This is a genomic window from Thiorhodococcus drewsii AZ1 (assembly GCF_000224065.1).
GTDB lineage: Bacteria > Pseudomonadota > Gammaproteobacteria > Chromatiales > Chromatiaceae > Imhoffiella > Imhoffiella drewsii.
In genome coordinates this window covers 223,536-242,868 of the sequence record NZ_AFWT01000003.1, presented here as the reverse complement: position 1 = coordinate 242,868, position 19,333 = coordinate 223,536, and the positions used below count along the sequence as shown (strand labels likewise).

General features: G+C 62.2%; 18 protein-coding genes and 1 tRNA gene. 3 read left to right on the top strand and 16 right to left on the bottom strand.

What is annotated here, in order from left to right; genetic code table 11:
- Positions 1 to 48: 48 nt before the first annotated feature.
- The 12 genes from THIDRDRAFT_RS03400 to THIDRDRAFT_RS03345 form a co-directional block, all read right to left on the bottom strand.
- Positions 49 to 1,158, bottom strand: a complete 1,110-nt coding sequence (locus tag THIDRDRAFT_RS03400) for a glucose-6-phosphate dehydrogenase assembly protein OpcA (RefSeq protein WP_007039403.1) — start codon at positions 1,156 to 1,158, stop codon at positions 49 to 51.
- 16 nt (positions 1,159 to 1,174) lie between these two features.
- Positions 1,175 to 2,722, bottom strand: a complete 1,548-nt coding sequence (gene zwf / locus THIDRDRAFT_RS03395) for a glucose-6-phosphate dehydrogenase (RefSeq protein WP_007039402.1) — start codon at positions 2,720 to 2,722, stop codon at positions 1,175 to 1,177.
- 547 nt (positions 2,723 to 3,269) lie between these two features.
- Complete coding sequence (locus THIDRDRAFT_RS27270) at positions 3,270 to 3,467, bottom strand: hypothetical protein (protein WP_007039401.1); 198 nt, start codon at positions 3,465 to 3,467, stop codon at positions 3,270 to 3,272.
- A gap of 417 nt (positions 3,468 to 3,884) precedes the next feature.
- Positions 3,885 to 4,610, bottom strand: coding sequence for a c-type cytochrome (locus THIDRDRAFT_RS03385; protein ID WP_007039398.1), 726 nt, complete (start codon positions 4,608 to 4,610; stop codon positions 3,885 to 3,887).
- 14 nt (positions 4,611 to 4,624) lie between these two features.
- Positions 4,625 to 5,308 carry a c-type cytochrome gene (locus THIDRDRAFT_RS03380; RefSeq protein WP_007039397.1) on the bottom strand — a complete coding sequence of 228 codons (684 nt, stop codon included), beginning with the start codon at positions 5,306 to 5,308 and terminating at the stop codon, positions 4,625 to 4,627.
- A 74-nt stretch (positions 5,309 to 5,382) separates the two neighbouring features.
- Complete coding sequence (locus THIDRDRAFT_RS03375) at positions 5,383 to 8,193, bottom strand: MtrB/PioB family outer membrane beta-barrel protein (protein ID WP_040843755.1); 2,811 nt, start codon at positions 8,191 to 8,193, stop codon at positions 5,383 to 5,385.
- A gap of 74 nt (positions 8,194 to 8,267) precedes the next feature.
- Complete coding sequence (locus THIDRDRAFT_RS03370) at positions 8,268 to 9,131, bottom strand: DmsE family decaheme c-type cytochrome (RefSeq protein WP_245535772.1); 864 nt, start codon at positions 9,129 to 9,131, stop codon at positions 8,268 to 8,270.
- A gap of 440 nt (positions 9,132 to 9,571) precedes the next feature.
- Entirely contained in the window at positions 9,572 to 10,570 is a 999-nt protein-coding gene (locus THIDRDRAFT_RS03365) for a helix-turn-helix domain-containing protein (protein ID WP_007039394.1), read from the bottom strand.
- A 581-nt stretch (positions 10,571 to 11,151) separates the two neighbouring features.
- A tRNA-Gln gene (locus THIDRDRAFT_RS03360) sits at positions 11,152 to 11,225 on the bottom strand.
- 96 nt (positions 11,226 to 11,321) lie between these two features.
- Complete coding sequence (rpsI, locus tag THIDRDRAFT_RS03355) at positions 11,322 to 11,711, bottom strand: 30S ribosomal protein S9 (RefSeq protein WP_007039392.1); 390 nt, start codon at positions 11,709 to 11,711, stop codon at positions 11,322 to 11,324.
- An 11-nt stretch (positions 11,712 to 11,722) separates the two neighbouring features.
- Complete coding sequence (rplM, locus tag THIDRDRAFT_RS03350) at positions 11,723 to 12,160, bottom strand: 50S ribosomal protein L13 (RefSeq protein WP_007039391.1); 438 nt, start codon at positions 12,158 to 12,160, stop codon at positions 11,723 to 11,725.
- A 326-nt stretch (positions 12,161 to 12,486) separates the two neighbouring features.
- Positions 12,487 to 12,801, bottom strand: coding sequence for a (2Fe-2S) ferredoxin domain-containing protein (locus THIDRDRAFT_RS03345; protein ID WP_007039390.1), 315 nt, complete (start codon positions 12,799 to 12,801; stop codon positions 12,487 to 12,489).
- 264 nt (positions 12,802 to 13,065) lie between these two features.
- Between THIDRDRAFT_RS03345 and THIDRDRAFT_RS03340 the strand changes: the two genes are divergently transcribed.
- The gene (locus THIDRDRAFT_RS03340) at positions 13,066 to 14,217 is read left to right on the top strand and encodes a (Fe-S)-binding protein (RefSeq protein WP_245535771.1); all 1,152 of its coding nucleotides are present in this window, start codon (positions 13,066 to 13,068) and stop codon (positions 14,215 to 14,217) included.
- A gap of 61 nt (positions 14,218 to 14,278) precedes the next feature.
- Positions 14,279 to 14,938, top strand: a complete 660-nt coding sequence (gene coq7 / locus THIDRDRAFT_RS03335; protein WP_007039388.1) for a 2-polyprenyl-3-methyl-6-methoxy-1,4-benzoquinone monooxygenase — start codon at positions 14,279 to 14,281, stop codon at positions 14,936 to 14,938.
- Between the two features lie 190 nt (positions 14,939 to 15,128).
- Here the strand turns inward: coq7 and THIDRDRAFT_RS03330 are convergent, their stop codons facing one another.
- A complete protein-coding gene (locus THIDRDRAFT_RS03330; RefSeq protein ID WP_007039387.1) occupies positions 15,129 to 15,545 on the bottom strand; it encodes an OsmC family protein in 417 nt (138 codons plus the stop codon).
- A 260-nt stretch (positions 15,546 to 15,805) separates the two neighbouring features.
- Here THIDRDRAFT_RS03330 and crp point away from each other — a divergent pair, with 260 nt between their 5' ends.
- Positions 15,806 to 16,462, top strand: coding sequence for a cAMP-activated global transcriptional regulator CRP (crp, locus tag THIDRDRAFT_RS03325; RefSeq protein WP_007039386.1), 657 nt, complete (start codon positions 15,806 to 15,808; stop codon positions 16,460 to 16,462).
- 221 nt (positions 16,463 to 16,683) lie between these two features.
- Here crp and trpC read toward each other — a convergent pair whose 3' ends face one another.
- The 3 genes from trpC to THIDRDRAFT_RS03310 all read right to left on the bottom strand — a co-directional run bounded on the left by trpC (position 16,684) and on the right by THIDRDRAFT_RS03310 (position 19,304).
- Entirely contained in the window at positions 16,684 to 17,481 is a 798-nt protein-coding gene (gene trpC / locus THIDRDRAFT_RS03320) for an indole-3-glycerol phosphate synthase TrpC (protein ID WP_007039385.1), read from the bottom strand.
- Positions 17,482 to 17,680: 199 nt separating this feature from the next.
- Positions 17,681 to 18,700, bottom strand: a complete 1,020-nt coding sequence (gene trpD, locus THIDRDRAFT_RS03315; protein WP_007039384.1) for an anthranilate phosphoribosyltransferase — start codon at positions 18,698 to 18,700, stop codon at positions 17,681 to 17,683.
- A 22-nt stretch (positions 18,701 to 18,722) separates the two neighbouring features.
- The gene (locus THIDRDRAFT_RS03310; protein ID WP_007039383.1) at positions 18,723 to 19,304 is read right to left on the bottom strand and encodes an anthranilate synthase component II; all 582 of its coding nucleotides are present in this window, start codon (positions 19,302 to 19,304) and stop codon (positions 18,723 to 18,725) included.
- Between the last annotated feature and the right edge of the window lie 29 nt (positions 19,305 to 19,333).

Genomic DNA, 19,333 nt, shown 5'->3' with positions numbered 1-19,333 from the left:
AGAGATCCGCTGAAGGCGATAGTGGCTATAGGCTCACTGGCTCGCCGTTCACGCAGCGTCCGATTTGACCACCTTGGCCATAGCCTCGGAGAAGCCGATCGAGGCGGTGAAGAGGGCGTCGCCAGCACGGTGCGCCAGCTGGGCGGCGACCATCTGTTCGAGACGCTGATCGACGGTGGGGATCGACGAGGGCCACAACTCCGCATCCTCCGGGACGTGGCGGATGTGATGGCCCTCGTGCCGATAGTCCGCATGGCTGGCCGGATGGTTGTCGCCGCCCCGCCAGGAGATCCGCATCCGATCGATGTGCGGCGGCCCTTCGTCGCTGCGGTTCACCTCGATGCGGACCGGCCCGCCGGGCGAGACGAACTGCCAGACCAACTGTTTGCCCGATTTGGCCACGCCCTTCTGGGGTTTCCAGTCGAGTCGCGAGGACAGCCAGCCGAGCAGCAGCCAGGCCAGCGGCAGCGCATGGGGGCCGTGATGCAGCTCGATCGCGTCGATACGCTGTAGCGCGCCGGGAACCACGCTCGGGGCCAGACTTTGGGACAGAATCCGCCGCCAGGGCTTCAGCCGACGCCACGCCAGATTGAAAATCACGGTGCGGTGGTTCTTCGACCATTGGGTCATCGCCAGCACGCCACGCGGCGGATCCGCCCAGCCGATGCTGTCATAGATGATCTGGTTGGCCATGGGGGCGAAGGACTCGAACACCGCCCCGGTGAGCGCCGGCGGGCGCGGACTGAGCCACCAGAGCGCGGACGGCAGATCGCTGATCAGCAGCGAGCGCACGATGGATGCCGTGCGCGCCGCGCCGCCGGCGCCAAAGCGTAGCTCGATGTGCTCGGCACAAAGCTGCTGGCGGTCGCCGACCCGCCGCGAGTGCGCCGTCACCCAGGCCCGCACCTCGTCGCCGGATTGATCGTCGATCAGGGCCAAAACCAGCACCCGCGCCGGATGATGCCGCACCAGACGCGGGATGCGATCTGCGGCGTCCAATGCCTGGTCCTCGCCGTCGCAGAAGATCATCACGTTCGACATCGAGGCCCGGGTCACGGTGCGGCCGTCCTTCTGATGACGGTTGATCGAGCCCCAAATCGCAGCGAGCTCGCGCTCGATCTCGACCGGATCGATGTAGTGCTCAATGGAACGATTCATGACACTCCACCCCCCGTCAGAGTCGACGCCAGTCGTAGCCGTCGGCGTGGATCAGCCGATCGGCCTCGATCGGTCCCCAGCTGCCCGCCGGATATTCCGGCAGCCAGCGCTCCCCGCTCGACGCCCAGGCGTCGAGGATGGGCTGGATCCACTGCCAGGACGCCTCGACCGCATCGTCGCGCATGAAGAGCGTGGCGTCGCCGGCCATGACGTCGAGCAACAGACGCTCGTAGGCCTCCGGCGACTGATCGCCGAAGGTCGAGCCGTAGCGGAAGTCCATCTTCACCGGATAGATCTTGACCTTGGGACCGGGCAGCTTGGTGCCGATGCGCAGGGCCAGCCCCTCGTCCGGCTGGATGCGCAGCGCCAGCACGTTCGGCTCCAGGGGATGGTCGGTGTCGGTGTTGAACAGCATGTGCGGCACCGCCTTGAACTGCACCGCCACCTCGCTGACGCGCTTGGGCATGGCCTTGCCGGTGCGGATGTAGATGGGCACGCCGGCCCAGCGCCAGTTGTCGATGAAGAGCCGCAGGGCGACGAAGGTCTCGGTCGTGGAGTCGGAGGCGACGCCCTCCTCGCGGCGGTAGCCTGGAGCGTTCTTGCCGAGGAAGAAGCCCGAGGCGTACTGCGCACGCACCACATGCTGGTCGACCTCGTGGCGGCGCATGGGGCGCAGACACTGCAGCAGATCGAGCCGGCGGTCGCGGATCACGTCGGCGCGCATGCTCCAGGGCGGCTCCATCGCCACCAGGGACAGCAACTGAAGGATGTGGTTCTGCACCATGTCGCGCAGGGCCCCGGCGGTCTCGAAGTAGCCGGCGCGGGTGCCGACGCCCTCCGCCTCGGCCACCGTGATCTGCACGTGATCGATGTGCTTGGAGTTCCACAGCGGCTCGAAGATGGCGTTGCCGAAACGCATCGCGAGGATGTTCTGGACGGTCTCCTTGCCGAGATAGTGATCGATGCGATAAAGCTGATGCTCGGCGAAGCAGGCCTGCAGTGCCCGGTTCACGCCGCGCGCGCTTTCGAGATCGCGCCCGATCGGCTTCTCGACGATGAGACGGGTGAAGGGCAGATCTTGGTCTGCGGGGGCGACCAGCCCGGCCTCCCGGAGCCCAAAGACACAGGTCTCGATGAAGCTCGGCGGGATCGCAAGATAGAAGATCCGGCTGCCGCCGATGCCGAAGTGCGGCTCGATCTCCTCGGCTCGCGCCTTGAGCGCCGCATAGGCGGCAGCATCCCCGAAATCCCCCTGCCGATAGAAGAGATGCTCGGAGAACTCGCGCCACTCCTCCTCGTCGAGCTGGCGGCGCGAGAAGCGCTCGATGCCGTCGCGCGCGAATTCGCGAAAGGCCTCGTCGCTCATGGCGTCGATGGCGAACCCGATCACGGCGAATTGAGTCGGCAATAGGCCGTCCAGCGCAAGGTTGTACAGCGCCGGGATCAGCTTGCGTTTCGATAGATCACCGGCGCCGCCGAATATCACGATGGTGCAGGCCTGAGGAAAGAACTCCTCGCTCCGATCGGTCATCAACGGATTCGCGTCAGCGTTGGTCTCAGTCATGACTGGCTACCTGTTGCCTGGTGCGGCAGACGCCTCTGCACATCGACGGCGACGTCGCGGTAAGGACGCTGACCTGAACTGCTCTGGATCGATCACGCCGACGGGCGCAACGCGGGCGGTTCAGGCGCTCTCCAGTGGGCAGGTTGAGGCAGATCCTGTCGAGGCAAGGCCAAAGGGAGCACGAAAGAAAAAAGACGGCAAAACGCCCACCTGGCTTCGAGGGCGATTGTCGGAAAGGTATACCCGTCGCGCGTGGGATTTCCGGTATTGGAATGTGTCCATCGTGCGTCAGGGCAAGGCGCCGAGACGCGTCGTGGCGGCACCCACGGCGAGGAGCGGCAACGCGGCACTGGCGCGCAAGGGGCGTGCTACAGAGTGCAAAACCCGCGTGTGACGGATTTACATACCAGATGGCGTCGAAGCGAGGCGCACCGACAGGCAGCACCGCCAAACGATGCGACCGCCAGTGCGGCACCCGCCATCCTGAATGTTCCATCGCCTCGCGCCCGCAACGATAGCGGACGCAAGGGAGAAGGGCATTGAACGCTCAGCGGCGAATCGAAAGCTGTGAACGGATCGCGTTGTCGAGATTCTGAACCCAACTGTTGTAGTTGGAGTGAATCGTTTTTGTATCCGGGTTGTATTTCAGGTTTGAGCTGTCTTGGTAGCGGATGCTGTAGCGTCTGGCGTCGTAGAGAATCCGGACCTTTGCCATGTGATCGCGCAGGTACAGGGTACCGATCATGAGTCCGGGTGCTCGACGCTCGATGCGTCAGCCTAGCCCGGAGCCAGCAGTCACGATGGCCCTTTCCATCTGGGAATAGGATGCAGGTGGATTGGGTACAGGTACATTGTTGATGTCACGGACCGGAGAGGTCCGACAGCCAGCGGTCACACCGACCACAAACGCGATGAGTAGCAGAATGGCAACTCTTTTCAGCGGAGTCATTGATGGGGCTCTTCCTTGTTAAGGCGATTCGCAGAAAACATACCCGTAGGGGCAATGGGGAACGAACCGCATCGATCGCGAATGATGCGATTCGTTACCCCCATCGCATCATACAACGGGTCGATTTTTGTCGTTGTCGCCTTGAGCCAAGGGGATGGTCGACCGCAATGCAAAACTCCGCATCCGAGAGGCGGCTTACAGCCGCCCGATCGGTTACTTCTTGGATCCCGTCTCCACCGGCATCCGCGAGATGTAGTCGATCACCTGCTCGATCTCGTCGTCCGAATAGGGTTTGATCGCCTCGACCATGTCTGGATTGGCGTTGCGACGCACCCCGTCGCGGATGTCCAACGCCTGGCGCAGCAGATACCGATAGTGCTGACCGTTCAGACGCGGATAGAACTTCTCCGCATCACCCTCTCCATGCGTCTTGTGGCAGACCCGGCAGTCCTTGCGATAGAGTTTCGCCGCTTGATCGAGGTCGCCTCCAGGCCCCTGACCATGCGACTCGGGAACCGGCAGGCTATGCAGATAGGCGGCGATGTCTGCCACCTCTTGGGTGGTGATGACGTGCCGGCTGGCGAAGGGATACATCTTGGGATTGTCGCGCCGCCCCTCGCGCACGTCGGTCAGCTGTTTGATGAGGACCGAGGCATGCTGGCCCGCGAGCCGGGGATAGAAACCCGCCTCGTCGCCCAGCGCCTGGCTGCCGTGGCAGCCCTCGCAGACGATGAAGGCCGCCTTGCCTCGGGTTGCGTCCCCCTTAGCGCGCAGGGCGAGCAGTTCCTCGCCCTTGAGGTCGTTCCAGATGTAACCGGGCGACTCGATGCCGGGGGCATAGGGCTGCTCGGGGACATCGGTCACATGGCTCGCCGTTTCGTCGTCGGCATGGATGGAGCTGGCGATCAGCAGGAGTGTCAGGATCAGGTATCTGTTCATGGTGCGACCTTCCTTCAGCGCGCGGCCGGGGGTACGGGCATGGAGGCGACATATTGAGCGACCGCCAGGATTTCGGCCTCGCTCAGGCGCGACACCACGGTGCGCATGAGCTTACCGAAGTCATTGGCGCGCTCGCCGTCACGAAAGCTCTTCAACTGCTGAACCACATAGTCGGCGTTCTGCGCCGCGATCATGGGAAACCGGGGCGCACCGCCACCATCCTGAGTGTGGCAGCCAGCACAGGCCGGTACGCCGTTCTCCTTGTTGCCTTCCCGATAGATGCGCTCGCCCTCCTCCACCAGATCCGGGTGAGTGACGATTCCAGGGGTGCGTGGCTGGCGCGCGAAATAGTCGGCCAGGGCATTGATCTCGCCACGTTCCATCTCGGCCATGATGGGCGCCATGATGTCGCTCTTGCGCGCCCCGCTGGCGACATCGCGCATCTGTTTGGCGAGATAGCTCGGCGCCATTCCGGCCAGCTTGGGAAAGGGTGGCGCGACGCTGTTGCCGCTCTGGGTATGGCAGGCCGCACAGCTGTCCTTGACGATGCGCGCGGCATCGACCGTCTCGGCAGACGCCGAGGTGACGCCCAGGATTAGGATCGGGGCCAGCATCACCCCCTTGATGGCACGACCGAGCAGTGCTCGACCGCTGACGGAGCCGAGCGGCCCGTCATGAGTCTCAACGAAATTGCGCACGATGGATCTCCCCGCGAAGCGCGACGACCAGGCCCGGACGCTGCATCAACTCCCGAACCCGCATCGCATGAGGTTCAGAAGTTCACCTGCACCAGCAGGCCCACGGTGTTGTCGTGATAGTCCTGGGATCCGGCATCCAGGTAGACCGCCTGGCTTCCCGAGTCCGTGGGTACCGGGTTGGCGGCCACCCCGGCATAGTGCCAATCATCGACGCTGCCCTGTTCGTAGCGGTAGATGGCTCGCAGGGCGACCGACTTGGAGATGGGGAAGACCAGATTCAGACCCAGAGTGTGCTGGTTGTAGTCGGAATCGGGCATACCGCCCCCGGCCAGCGCCACGACGGCGGAACTCAGGCCAAGCGCCGCATCGTTGTAGCTGTAGTCCAGACTGGAGGTACCGGTCACATAGCTGTAGTCCAGTTCCAGCCGTGCGAAGCCGAAATCGTAGCGTCCACCGAGACCGACAGCGTGATTGGTGTCGTCGTAGTCGACGGTCCACTTCCTGCTCTCCGTCCATAGCGGACTGTTGGCCGCATGATCGCTGCACTGGGAGCTCCAGTTGCCGGAGGACACCAACACCGTATCGACCAGGCTCGCGCCGCTGCGGGCCGGGGCGGTTGGAGTGGATCCGCTGGCGACGGCACCGTCACTGTAGAAATAGTAGTAGTTGCCGATGACGCAGCCGTTCGGCTGGATGCTGGACTGGGTCATGGAGGAGCGCTGATAGCTGTAATAGCCATAGAGCCCCAATTTGTCGGACGGCTGCCAGTTGACGTCGAGCGAGGCGGTTCCGAGCGTCTGATCGTCCTTGCGCCCGAAATCGGAGTCGGGAAAGCGGTTTTGGCGATACTGACCGCTGATCCCAACGTCCAGATCGTGCCGCGCGATGAGATCCAGACGCAGGTCGAGCGCGAGCCGATCGCGGTCGGCGAGATCGAACTTGCGGAAGGACTTCATCGCATGGATCCAACTGAAGAGATTGGTCACGTCGGCGGTCGGTTCCGGCCCCAATGAGACACTGAAGAACTCTTCGTAGGGGTCGGGATCGTAGCTGTCGCCGCGTCGACGGCCGACCTCGGCGGAGCCTCTTATCGTGCCCCATTGGTAGGCCCGGTTGAGATAGCCGATCTTGAGCCTGTCCTCCCAGGTCGAATCGCGCTCGCGATGCTCGCGCTTGTATTGCTCGCGCTCGATATGCCCGGTAATGGTTTGACCTCGGGCCAGCCGGTATTCGCCGCCGAACTCGACGTTGGTCTTGCTGTACTCATAGGGAACGTTGCGGATATTGGACGCGCCCGAACTGGGGACCAACCCCAGCGCCTTGACCGCATTTAGGTTGCACCCGGCCGAGTCGTAAGCGGTGGCGAGAGTTCCAGCCGGATTGTTTCCAGCCGAGGTATTGGGGAAGGCGAAGGCGCCACCGGTGCCGTCGTTCAGCAACCGGCCCCACTGCCCGGTGAGCGGGTTGCAGGCCAGATAATCGGTCTTGTTGTCGGTTTCGTAGTAGCGGATCTTGGTGTCGAGTCCGAGCTTGTCGGTGGGACGCATCGAGAAGGCCACATCGAACAGCCGGGTATCGATCTCGGCGCCAGCACGCTGGCGACTCAGCGCGGACGTGGTGTTCCAATTGTTCTCGGCCGACACGCCATTGATCGAGATGCCGCTCAGATCGCTGGTCGTGGGCGCGATCAGATGATCATTCTGCTTCATCTTGCTCAACGACACGGTCGCGGTAAAACGGCTGTGGTACCACTCAGGCATCGAACGACCGTATTCGGCCTTGATGTTGTAGAAGTCGTTGTCGGGATAGAGATCGTAGCGCCCGCTGGTGAAGCGGGTCGGATCCAAGACGCCCGAGGATGCGGCGACCGTGTTGGTCGAAACGTAGAGCGGGTTCTCGAAGGTGAGCGTGTCGATGTTGTTGCGGAACAGCGAGACGTTGGTCTGCAGATTGAGGCTGTTCTTGCCGTCGTCGAACCGCAGCATGGCCAGAATGTCGTGGGTGTCGTAGTCGATCGATTCCGGGATCTCCACGCTACCACCGCCACCACCGCCGCCGAACACGGCGCCGAAGGGGCGCGAGCCGTCGCGATGCTCCAGGCTGTAGCGCCCGATGAAGCGCCACTTGCTGGACAGATATTTATCGAAGCTCACACCACCGGTCTCGCGAACCAGGCTCAGCTCCGAGTCCTCCACCGCCTCGATCGCGCTTCGCAAGCCAGCGACGGTTGCGGTCTGACTATCCGTCGCGTTCATCGTTCCGTCAGCATTCTTGACCCCGACCCCACCGGCCGGCACCCCGTTCAGGGTGAGATTGCTGCTGCCCACACCGCTCCAGAGGCTGCGATAGCGGTTGGTGAAGACGTGCGGGGTCTCGTTATAGAAGAACTTCACCGACCAGTCGTTATAGCGTCCGAGGCTGATACCCTCGAATTGGTCGCGATAGCCGACGCCGCCGCCCAACGCCTCGAAGAAGTAGCCCTTACCCTTGCCCAGTTGCTCTGCCTGCACGGAGAAATTGTTCAGATAGAGCCCGGAGTCCGGCAAATCCTTGTAGGTTCGGAACCAGGCATTGTCCGTATCGCCGCCGGTCGCCATACCACCGATCTCGATCTGGCCATGATAGACCCAGCCATCTCCTGCGGAGCTGGTCTCCGGCACCTTCGCCGGCCAGCCCAAGAGCTTGCCGGTCGGGGTGCGCTCGTCCGGCCAGGCATCCAGGCCATCCGGATCGTGCTCGGGAACGGTCTTGAGCGTCAGAGGATTGAGTGCGTTGCCCAGATGCTCGCCGACGCCAGCCGCTGAATCCGCTCGCACCGGGACGGCGATCATCTGCGCGACCGCCGCCGAGACGCAGAGCGCCAAGGTCGTTCTCCAGGATTTCATCTCATCCCTCCCCGTCTTGCGTCCGCACTGACCCCGAAGCGGGTCATGACACAGGCCTTCGCTGAGTGTTCGGTTCATCGCTGCCACCTCGCGCCGGAGGGATGATTGCTGCCGTGGACCTGGGTATGGCAGTTCTGGCAGGAGCGGCCGATGACCCGTTGGCTCTGAGCACCGCCGATCAGGGCGGACGCCGCCGTCTGGCTGTTGTTGAACAGCTGACCGGGATGGCCGATCGATGCGTCATGGCACTGCTGGCATAGCCAGGGACGCGGCGCAACCAGCAGTTTCTCGTTGTTCGAACCGTGCGGCAGATGGCAATTGGCGCAGTTCTCACGCACCGGGGCGTGCTCCCAGATGAAGGGACCGCGCTTCTCGGCGTGGCAGGTGTAGCAAACGTCGTTGACGGTATCGCCCTTGAGTAAGGGACGCGTGCTCGAACCGTGCGGATTGTGGCAATCGACGCAGCTCATCTTGCCCTCGGGCAGCGGCATGTGGGATCGCTTGTGGAAGTCCGCGCGCTGTTGCTGATGGCAGTTGAAACATGTCTCGGAGATGGTCGAACGGACCAGTGCGCCGTTCAACGAGTTTTTCACCATCGGGTTGTGACAGTCGCTGCAGGCGACGCCAGCCCGGTCATGGGCCGAGCTGGTCCAGTGCATCTGACCGCCACCCTTATGACAGGTCTGACACTGGGCGTTCTGGACCGCCACCGGCGTACCCCAGTCACGGGTGTAGCCGATGATCAGCGAGCGATTCAGGCTGTCGGCGGCATGCTTGGATCCCGGTCCATGACAGGCCTCGCACATCTCGGTCTGGGCCGGCGTGCGCGGATTGGAGCGAAACGCCTTCAGATGCTTGCCCATGCTGGCATGCTCGTTCGCATGCGCATGGCACTCGAGACAGGCCTTCTCCCCGATATAGGTCGAATCCTGATTCATCAGATCCACCTCCGTCCCAGGATGTGCGGAGTTGGATTCGTCGGGGACCGTCCCCTTGTGGCTGGGCGAACAGGAAACGGCTAACAACGCCAACACAGTCGCAGCCGCCAGCCGCCCTCCCGCGCGAGCGGGCACAAGCAAGGAATAGATGCTCATTGCACTCCTCGATCTTCTTATCGTTCTGATCGAGCGCCAGGACCGGCGCCCGCCTGTATTTCTTATCGCCCTGAGGTCGCGGCCCGTAGGAACCGTCAGGGGGCGGCCCTCTGAAATTCAGGGGCCTGAGGACAGGGGTCTAGTCTGACAAAGAGGCCGGCGCCGTTATTGACGCAAAATGACAGGGGTTTTGACTCTGCGTGACACGCGAATGAATCGGGCGCGATGCATCCTGCCGAGGGCGGGAATCCGCCAGCACAGGAGCTCGCCCACAGGGAGGAAGATCAATCGATGAGTTCGGAAGAGGCGCGGCGACGCGCGTCGCGCGGAGAAAGACCGAAATGTTTGCGGAAAGCCCGGCTGAAATGGGCCTGGTCGTTGAAACCCCAGGTGAAGGCGACGTCGCTGATCGAGCGGCGTCCCGAGGACTCCTGACACAGTTCGCGGTAGCACTCCTCCAGCCGCTGCACCCAAACCCAGCGCATCAGGGAGGTTCCCTCGTCGGCGAAGACCCGGTGCACCTGGCGGGCAGAGAGCCCAACCGACTCGGCGATCAGATCCACGTCCAGGTCGGGATTGCGCAGATTGCTCAAAACGACCTTTTTGATCCGATCCTTCTGGTAGAGCGACTGCTGCAGACAATCCTTGTTGACCGGGACCGCGAAGCAGACCAGGGCGCCGATCAGATTGATGATGACATCCGCCAGATGATCGCTCCCTGCCGAAACGCTCAGCGAATCCTGCCAGCGATGCAGCGAACGCACGGCATCGCAGAAGACCGCCGGAACACCGCTCGTGCCACGAATCGGCGTCATCATGGCCGCGCGCCACAGCGGAAAGCGATCGACGACCTCCTCCTCAGACACTTCGACCAGCGCCAGACGATAGGGTCCGACGACATCGACCGAGAGCGCCCGCCCACTGCGCAGCAAACAAAGATCCCCCGCCTCCAACTCAACCCGGCGCTCGCCCTGACGGATGACACCCGCCCCCTCCAGCAGGACCAAAGCCGCAATACGGGCCGAGTTGCCGCATCCTGCTGCGTCGATGGCAAGTGCGGCGCCTCGGATCTTCAGCATCTCGACCCGGCCCACGCCACAGCGCAGAACGCTCTGACGCTGGCACGCCTCCTCAGGTGATTCATGTGGCCCGAACACATCAATACCTTGGGCCAAGGCATCGAAAAGGGTTGCACTCGCCTCGATACGCGACGGATCAACCACACCAAAGCGTTCATTGCGTTGCGACAACCGCTCAAAGCGGCTGAAATCAGTTCCATCCATCGGCAATTCCAGGCAGAACGAATCTGCCGATTCTTTACACACTTATTTTTAATGTGATCGACACGAGATGGACCGTCAATGACCCACATCAAATCAAGAGCCAATATAAATCGACACTATTGACGTTTATCATTCACAAATCAAAATCGATGCGTGTACAAGAATTCCGATTTAGTCTCGAGAAGAGGGGAAGATACATTGAGACGCTGACGAGGATCTGAGTCGATCATGCAGCAGCGGACCCAGCCCCAGAAAGTCGCACACCAGCAACAGACTGAACGCTATACGGCCAACATTCAACGTCGCCGCATACACGAATCGAACGGCAGCGCCAGCCACATCTCGGGGTGAAACTGCGCTCTGACGAAGACGATAATGAGATAGAAACTGGTGCGCGGAAACATGTGCCAGTGCGCATATCGCCAGCCAAGCAGATCGGCCGCCAGGATGATCTCGCGAGAAAGGGACGATCTAGGCAGGGATTCCGTTGGCGGCGGCGATGACGCTTGCCGCCATAAGCAGAATCGAAAATCGGAGCAAAAAAGAAGGGCTTAGTCTCACGACTAAGCCCTTCTTTTGTTTGGCTGGGGGACAAGGATTCGAACCTTGGTTGACGGAGTCAGAGTCCGTAGTCCTGCCGCTAGACGATCCCCCAATAAACTGCTTTTCAGCGCCAGATCCGGTGATCTCGACTGGGACGGTGATTATAACCGTTGTTTGCCCAGGAGAACACCAGATACAGGGGCGAAAATTAACGCTTGGAGAACTGCGGACGCTTACGCGCCTTGTGCAGACCCACTTTCTTACGCTCGACTTCGCGAGCATCGCGAGTCAGGAAGCCGGCGCGACGCATCGGGGAGCGCAGTTCTTCGTTATAAAGAACGAGTGCGCGGGCGATGCCGTGACGGATAGCGCCTGCCTGCCCGGTGTTGCCGCCACCGGAAACGGTGACATTGACATCAAGGCGATCGACGAGACCGGCGGTTTCGAGCGGCTGACGCACGACCATGCGAGCCGTTTCACGACCGAAGAACTGATCAAGCGGGCGACCATTGACCGTGATGGTGCCGGAGCCCACCGACAGGAAGACCCGTGCTGCAGATGTCTTGCGGCGACCGGTAGCGAGTTGCGTTTCGGACATTCCAGAAATTCCTATACGTTGAGCTCAAGGACCTGAGGCTGCTGTGCCTGATGACCGTGGTTCGGTCCAGCATAGACGCGCAGCTTCTTGAACATGGCACGCCCCAGGGGGCCGCGCGGAAGCATGCCCTTAACGGCCAGCTCGATCGCACGTTCCGGAGCGGTCTCGAGCAGCTTGCTCAGATTGGTGGACTTGAGGTTGCCGACGTAACCGGTATGACGGTAGTACATCTTGTCCTGCAACTTATTGCCAGTCACACGAATCTTCTCGGCATTGACCACAACGAGATAGTCGCCAGTGTCCACATGGGGGGTGTACTGGGGCTTGTGCTTGCCACGCAAGCGAAGCGCCAGCTCACTAGCCAAGCGACCGAGGGTCTTACCATCGGCGTCAACCAGATACCAGGCGCGGCGAACCTCGGCGGGTTTGGCGCTAACAGTCGTCGTCATGATCCTTCGCTCCGGGGAGCCCGGCGCACTGTGTATGGTTGCGCGCAGGCCGTAAATTCATTGCTTCGAGAAAGACCGCGAACTATACACGATCAAAATCGCGGACGCAACAGAGTAAATCGTCAAGGGTAGCGACTCCCACTTTTTAGAGTCTCTCACTTCCCGTCGACGGAGGGGCAGGCTCTACCGAATCGCCTTGCGTCTATGAGATGCCCAGTGCTGAAATCAACCTCGGCATCAGGGCTGGCAGCCTGTTCGCGTAGCCCGTTATTATTGCCGAATGCTGCATCGAATACAACCGGGCAATCGCTGCGCGACACAGCGGCCTAACCGGGCAGTTTCAGCCGTTCGACGACACGGCCGTGAATGACGTGCTCCTGGAGGATTTCCTCGGCGTCATCTTCGTTAGCGAAGCTGTACCAGACGGCTTCCGGGTAGATCACCATGACAGGCCCCTCGCCGCAGCGACCGAAGCAACCCGCCGCGTTGACCCGCGTGCCGCCCGGCCCAGCCAACCCAAGTTCCTTGATGCGACGCTTGAGGTAATCCCGCACCGAGCTACCACCGGAGGCGGAGCAACATTGGCGGCCATCGTCGCGCTGATTGGTGCAAACGAACAGATGCGTTTTGTAGTAAGCCATCTTCAATAGCCTGAATTACACTCATGACACGGCTTCGAGGTTACCATGACTCGGCGCGACAGAGGTCGCCGAGCCTCCGGACTCCCTCTCGCCCCGACCGCATCTCTCATCCTTACTCGATCCTCCGCGAATCAACCGCCCCTTTCTTGCCCTGTGAAACAACTGCCGCGAAACGGTCGTTCCGAACGACCGATCCACTCTCATTGCACCACGGATCCATCCTGTCGCTCGGATAAGGAACTGCTTCGACTTGCCGATCAATGCGTGAAATGCGGACTCTGTCTACCGCTCTGCCCGACTTACGCACAGACCCGCAACGAGGCGGATTCGCCGCGCGGACGGATCTCTCTCGTCCAGGGCTGGGTGAACGGCGACTTGGCGATGACGCCACGATTGGCCGGCCACCTGGACGGCTGCCTGACCTGCCGCGCCTGCGAGACGGGCTGCCCGTCCCTGGTGGCGTTCGGCCAGATCATGGATGGCGCCAAGACGCGCAGGGTGGCGAGCCAGTCACGCTGGCGCCGCGCGCTCGACCAGAGTTGGATCGCCGCGCTGTCCAACCCGCGCCTCAACGCGGCCCTAGGGCGCTTCGCCAAAAGTTATGCGCACAGCCCGTTGGCTCGGCTGGCTCGATGGCTGCGACTCGACCGACATCCGAGGCTATCCCCCTTCTTCCGACTCACAGGGGCCATCGCGGTCAATGCACGCACCCGCGTTCCAGCGGCTCGGGAATCGACCGACATCGATCTCTTCGTGGGCTGTAGCGGCGAGACGGCTCAGGGTGGAGCCATCGCTGCGGCGATGGAGGTCTTCGAACGGCTCGGCATTCGCGCCAACCTTCCCGACACGGCGTCCTGCTGCGGGGCCATGCTGCGGCACAACGGTTTCCCGGACGCGGCCAGGTCGCATCGCAACGCACTGGTCGAGACGGGCTCGAATCGCCCATTGGTCGGACTGTCGAGCGCCTGCGTCGCCGAACTGCGCGAATCGCCCGAGCTCGCCGACGCATGGGAGATCTGCGATTACCTCGATCGACAGCCCTGGCCCGAAGCGCTCCAATTACGCCCGCTGCGGGCGCGGGTGCTGGTTCACGAACCCTGCTCGCACCGCAACCTGCTGGGAGGCAACGCCTCCGTGCACCACCTACTGGAGCGAATTCCCGAACTGGACCTGGCCCCGATGCCGGAGAATCATCGCTGCTGCGGAGCCGCCGGGACCTATCTGCTGCAGCAGCCCGAGATGTCCGCCGCGCTGCTTGCGAACAAGCTGGATCCAGCGCTGTCAGCCTCACCGGACATCATCGTCACAACCAACTCCGGGTGCGCGCTGCACCTGCTCGCTGGCGTCCAAGAGGCCGGACGCTCGGTCGAGGTCATCCATCCGATGGAATTGCTGGCGCGACAGATGCCGAGTTGAAAAGCGACGATCCAAAACTCAGACTCTTGTGCATCGCATCATTCAAACGGTTTATTTCGACATGACGACACACACCCATCAGACCCGACGCTACTCGTCGGTGGACCGCCTACTCATCAATGCCGACCAGGCATTGCGCACCCTTTTTGGCCGCCCCCAAACGACCGAGCGCCCGAACCCCGCCGACGCGCACCTGGAACCGGAACTGCGCAACGATCAGCGCCGGCACATCGCGCGCCTGATGCGCATCAATCACACCGGAGAGGTCTGCGCCCAGGCCCTCTATCAGGGCCAGGCATTGACCGCCAAACTGCCCGAAACGCGCGACCGCATGGAGCGCTCGGCCGAGGAGGAGAACGATCATCTCGCCTGGTGCGCAGAGCGACTGGACGAGCTCGGCGCTCGAAAAAGCCTGCTGAACCCGCTCTGGTACGCCGGGTCCTTCGCCATGGGTGCTTCAGCTGGACTCGCCGGGGACAAGTGGAGCCTCGGATTCGTAGTCGAGACCGAGCGGCAAGTCGAAAACCACCTGGCCGGGCATTTGGAGCAGATCCCGGCTCAGGATGGCAAGAGCCGTTCGATCCTAGAACAGATGAAGGCCGACGAGGTTCGTCATGCCCAGGTGGCCAAGGCGGCCGGAGGCGTGGACCTCCCCGCACCGATCCAGGCCGCGATGAAGCTGACCTCGCGCATCATGACCCGCACCGTCTACTGGATCTAACAGGACCCGCGCATCGCGCCTCCTAGCCCGGGCGGAGCACAGCGAAACCCGGGGCAGCCTCACTGTCCGGAAGACATCTCCGAGCGAAGCGGTTTGGAAGAACCGCCCTACCCTTTCAAACCCGCCGATTCAGATGGGGTCGAACGCGACACCCTGCGGTCCCGACTCGCCCCGTCGACAAGGCGCAGATTCAGGCCTCGCGCACCTCGAAATCGTGCGTCACGGTAGCCGACGCGCCGAGCATGATCGAAGCCGAACAGTATTTTTCCGCGCTGAGACGGATCGCCTGCTCGACCCGCTTGGGATCCAAGCCCTTACCGGTGACGACGAAATGCGCGTGTATGCGCGTGAATACCTTGGGGTCTGAATCGGCCCGCTCGGCCTCCAGTTCCACGACACAATCGGTGACTTCCTGACGCGCCTTGCGCAGGATCAGAAGCACATCGAACTGGGTGCACCCCCCCATCCCTAGAAGCAGCATCTCCATCGGCCTGACACCGACATTACGTCCTCCCAGCTCCGGCGGACCATCCATGACGACACCATGCCCAGAGGCGGACTCGCCGAGCATGGCAGCCCCATCGATCCACTTGACCCTCGCCTTCATCAACGCACACCTTTGGATTGTCTGGATCCAGTCTTCGCTGGATAAAAATCGCATTGCGGCGCCTTGGGTTGCACGGGCGACCGCAAGACTGTACACAACACATAGGGAGAGCGACCTGTCTCGCATCCTCCACGCCGAACGAAACCAAGACCGAAAAGACCCTGTTTCTCACGACATCGGGCGAGGCTAGCACAGTTCGACAAGGTGCCATACCACGCCTAGAATCTTTTAAAAACGCGGCCCGGACGACACAGCAACCCATGACTATTCTGAGACCCCTGAAAGAAGATCCTAAGTGGCTGGAACCCTTTCTGGCTCAGTGCCATACCAAGAGCTATGACAAGAACGTCGATTTCATTCGACAGGGACAGGCTGCGGAAAGTCTCTATTATCTGATCGAGGGTTCGGTCTCCGCCCTCATCTTCGATGAGGAAGAGCGTCGCGAATTGATGCTCGCCTATATCAACAAGGGTGAGTTCATTGGCGAGATGGGACTCTTCGTCCCCGAGAACACGCGCAGCGTCATCATCCGCACCCGCACCAAGTGCAAGGTCGCCGAGATCACCTACCAACGTCTCGACCGTCTGCTGAGCGACGAACTGCGCGACGTTGCCAAAGAATTTCTCTACAGCATCGGGCTGCAGCTGTCACAGCGTCTGCGCATCACCAGCCGCAAGGTCGGACATCTCGCCTTTCTGGACGTCACCGGCCGCATCGCCGGAACCCTGCTCGATCTCTGCAAGCAGCCGGACGCCATGACCCACCCGGATGGAATGCAGATCCGCGTCACCCGCCAGGAACTCGGCCGTATCGTCGGTTGCTCGCGCGAGATGGCGGGACGCGTGATGAAGAACCTCGAAGAACAGGGGCTGGTCAGCGTCAAGGGCAAGACCATCGTGGTCTACGGGACCCGATAGCGCATTCTTCTGGCGTTTCCCGAAACCGACGTAGGGCGCAATAGCGACAGCGTATTGCGCCGCATGGAAGACGAGGGTAAGTCTTCGGCCGATCCCGCTGGCTTACGAACGGCGCAATACGGCCGCCCCCCAAGATCGAACGGCGGCAGCTCATCGAACGCTTCACCGGCTGCAAAGCGACGAAGCCACCCTCGAAGACGGACTATTGCGCCCTACCTGCCTCAGAAAAACAGGCTCGCGAGCTGTAAGCCCGGATCCGGGGCGCGCATGAAGGCCTCGCCGACGAGGAAGGCGTTCACACCGTTCTCGCGCATCCGGGTCACGTCCTCGCGCACCAGGATCCCACTTTCAGTGACCAGCAGGCGATCGCTCGGGACGGCGTCCAACAATCCCAGAGTGACCTCCAACGAGACCTCGAAGGTGCGCAGATTGCGGTTGTTGATGCCGATCAGGCGTCCCGGCACCGCCAAGGCGCGCTGCAACTCCTCGGCATCGTGCACCTCGACCAGCACATCCAGCCCCAACGATTGAGCGAGCGCGCTCAAATCGGCGAGCTGGTCGTCTTCGAGACAGGCGGCGATCAGCAGGATGCAATCGGCACCGATGGCACGCGCCTCCTGGACCTGATAGGGGTCGATGATGAAATCCTTGCGGATTACCGGCAGATCGCAGGCCGCGCGGGCCTCGATCAGATAGGCGTCGCTGCCCTGGAAGAAATCGATGTCGGTCAGCACCGAGAGACAGGCCGCGCCCGAGCGCGCATAGCTGGCGGCGATCTCGGACGGACGGAAGTCCTCGCGCAGCAGCCCCTTGCTCGGGCTGGCCTTCTTGATCTCCGCAATCACGGCCGGCCGACCGGCCGCGACAGCCGCCGAGAGCGCATCGGCAAAGCCACGCACCGGCGAGGCATCGGCGGTGCGCGCCACGAGCTCGGACATAGGTAAACGCTCGGCACGAGCACTCACCTCCTCCTCCTTGCGCCGCACGATCTTCTTCAGGATATCCGGTGTCTCTGCCATGTCGTTCTGCCGTTGTCGGATGGAATGTTGAAGCTGCCAGCCTCCAGCTATCAGCTTTATATCGGAAGCCGTTCGATTCCAGCTCAGTCTCGAAGCAACCGGTGCGAGCGACCAGCCAGGTGAGCAAACAGCCGAGGAACGATGCAACCTCCACTGAAAGCTGGCGGCTGGAGGCTGAAACCTGGCAGCTGAAAGCTAACTAAAACCCGCTCGTCAGCGCCACCAGGCGCTCCAGACGACGCGCCGCTTCGCCGCTTGCCAGCACCTCGCCGGCAGTCGCGATGCCCTCGGCCAGAGTCCGCGCGCGACCGGCCGCATAGATCGCAGCGCCGGCATTGAGCTGGACGATGTCGCGTCCCGGACCGGCCTGCCCGGACAATACGGAACGGACCAGATCCAGGCTCTGGGCTGGATCCTCAACGCGGATCTCATCCAGCGCGGCACGCTGCAAACCGAAGTCCTCGGGGCGAATGCTGTAGCGGTGGATCTCGCCCGATTTGAGTTCGGCGACATCCGTGGTGTCGGCGATGCTGATCTCGTCGAGTCCATCACGCGAATGCACGACCAGAACGTGACGGCTGCCCAGCCGCTGCAAGACCTCGGCCAGCGGTTCCAGCAAGGTCTCGCTGAAGACGCCCAGCACCTGGTTCGGCACGCGGGCCGGATTGGTGAGTGGACCGAGCACATTGAAGATGGTGCGCACGCCCAGCTCACGCCGCGGACCGATCGCATGCTTCATGGCGCTGTGATGGCCGGGCGCGAACATAAAGCCCACACCGACCTCGCGCACACAGCGCACCACCTGCTCCGGGATCAAGTCGAGACGCACGCCCGCCGCCTCCAGGACATCGGCCGCTCCAGACTTGCTGGAGACCGAGCGGTTGCCGTGCTTGGCGACATGACAACCGGCGGCGGCCGCGACGAACATGCTGGTGGTCGAGACGTTGAAGGTCCCGGAGGCGTCGCCCCCTGTCCCGACGATGTCGACCGTATGATCGAGCCCGATCAGCTCGACCCCGGTCGCCAGCTCGCGCATCACCGAGGCAGCGGCGGCGATCTCCGCCACCGACTCGCCCTTCATGCGCAACGCGACCAGGAATCCAGCGATCTGGGCCGAGGTCGCACCGCCCGTCATGATGGTTCGCATCACGCGGGTCATCTCCTCGCCGCTCAAATCCCCACCCTCGATGCAGCGGGCGATAGCGTCCTTCAATTCCATATCAGGGTCCTCGTCGAAATGCTCAGCGGTCTTCGATGAAGTTCCGCAGCATGTCGTGACCATGCTGGGTCAGGATCGATTCGGGGTGAAACTGCACGCCCTGGATCGCCAGCTCGCGATGACGCACGCCCATGATGGCCTCACGCTCGCCATCCGGGGTCTGGGTCCAGGCGGTCACCTCCAGACACTCGGGCAGGCGGTCGGGGTCGATGACCAGCGAGTGATAGCGTGTCGCCTCGAATGGATTGGACAAACCGGAAAAGACGCCCTGGTCGGTGTGATACACCTTCGAGGTCTTGCCGTGCATGACCTCCGGCGCCTTGACGATATGACCACCGAATGCCTGGCCGATGGACTGATGCCCCAGACAGACGCCGAGAATGGGCAGCCGCCCGGCCATCGCCTGGATCAGCGGCACCGAGATACCGGCCTCGTTCGGGGTACAGGGCCCCGGTGATATCACGATGCGCTCGGGCTGAAGCGCGACCACCTGGTCGACGCTCATCTCGTCGTTACGCACCACCCGCACGTCGGCTCCCAGCTCACCGAAATACTGCACCAGGTTATAGGTGAAGGAGTCATAGTTATCGATCATCAGCAACATGTTGCGGCCATCCCGTTGTTCAGTCGTCA

Coding starts and splice junctions, on each gene's coding strand:
- trpC (WP_007039385.1), bottom strand. CDS start 17,481: ATGGCAGAGACACCGGATATCCTGAAGAAGATCGTGCGGCGCAAGGAG.
- THIDRDRAFT_RS03345 (WP_007039390.1), bottom strand. CDS start 12,801: ATGGCTTACTACAAAACGCATCTGTTCGTTTGCACCAATCAGCGCGAC.
- THIDRDRAFT_RS03385 (WP_007039398.1), bottom strand. CDS start 4,610: ATGAACAGATACCTGATCCTGACACTCCTGCTGATCGCCAGCTCCATC.
- THIDRDRAFT_RS03365 (WP_007039394.1), bottom strand. CDS start 10,570: ATGGATGGAACTGATTTCAGCCGCTTTGAGCGGTTGTCGCAACGCAAT.
- THIDRDRAFT_RS03310 (WP_007039383.1), bottom strand. CDS start 19,304: ATGTTGCTGATGATCGATAACTATGACTCCTTCACCTATAACCTGGTG.
- rplM (WP_007039391.1), bottom strand. CDS start 12,160: ATGACGACGACTGTTAGCGCCAAACCCGCCGAGGTTCGCCGCGCCTGG.
- zwf (WP_007039402.1), bottom strand. CDS start 2,722: ATGACTGAGACCAACGCTGACGCGAATCCGTTGATGACCGATCGGAGC.
- coq7 (WP_007039388.1), top strand. CDS start 14,279: ATGACGACACACACCCATCAGACCCGACGCTACTCGTCGGTGGACCGC.
- THIDRDRAFT_RS03370 (WP_245535772.1), bottom strand. CDS start 9,131: ATGAATCAGGATTCGACCTATATCGGGGAGAAGGCCTGTCTCGAGTGC.
- THIDRDRAFT_RS03330 (WP_007039387.1), bottom strand. CDS start 15,545: ATGAAGGCGAGGGTCAAGTGGATCGATGGGGCTGCCATGCTCGGCGAG.
- crp (WP_007039386.1), top strand. CDS start 15,806: ATGACTATTCTGAGACCCCTGAAAGAAGATCCTAAGTGGCTGGAACCC.
- THIDRDRAFT_RS03400 (WP_007039403.1), bottom strand. CDS start 1,158: ATGAATCGTTCCATTGAGCACTACATCGATCCGGTCGAGATCGAGCGC.
- trpD (WP_007039384.1), bottom strand. CDS start 18,700: ATGGAATTGAAGGACGCTATCGCCCGCTGCATCGAGGGTGGGGATTTG.
- rpsI (WP_007039392.1), bottom strand. CDS start 11,711: ATGTCCGAAACGCAACTCGCTACCGGTCGCCGCAAGACATCTGCAGCA.
- THIDRDRAFT_RS27270 (WP_007039401.1), bottom strand. CDS start 3,467: ATGATCGGTACCCTGTACCTGCGCGATCACATGGCAAAGGTCCGGATT.
- THIDRDRAFT_RS03375 (WP_040843755.1), bottom strand. CDS start 8,193: ATGAAATCCTGGAGAACGACCTTGGCGCTCTGCGTCTCGGCGGCGGTC.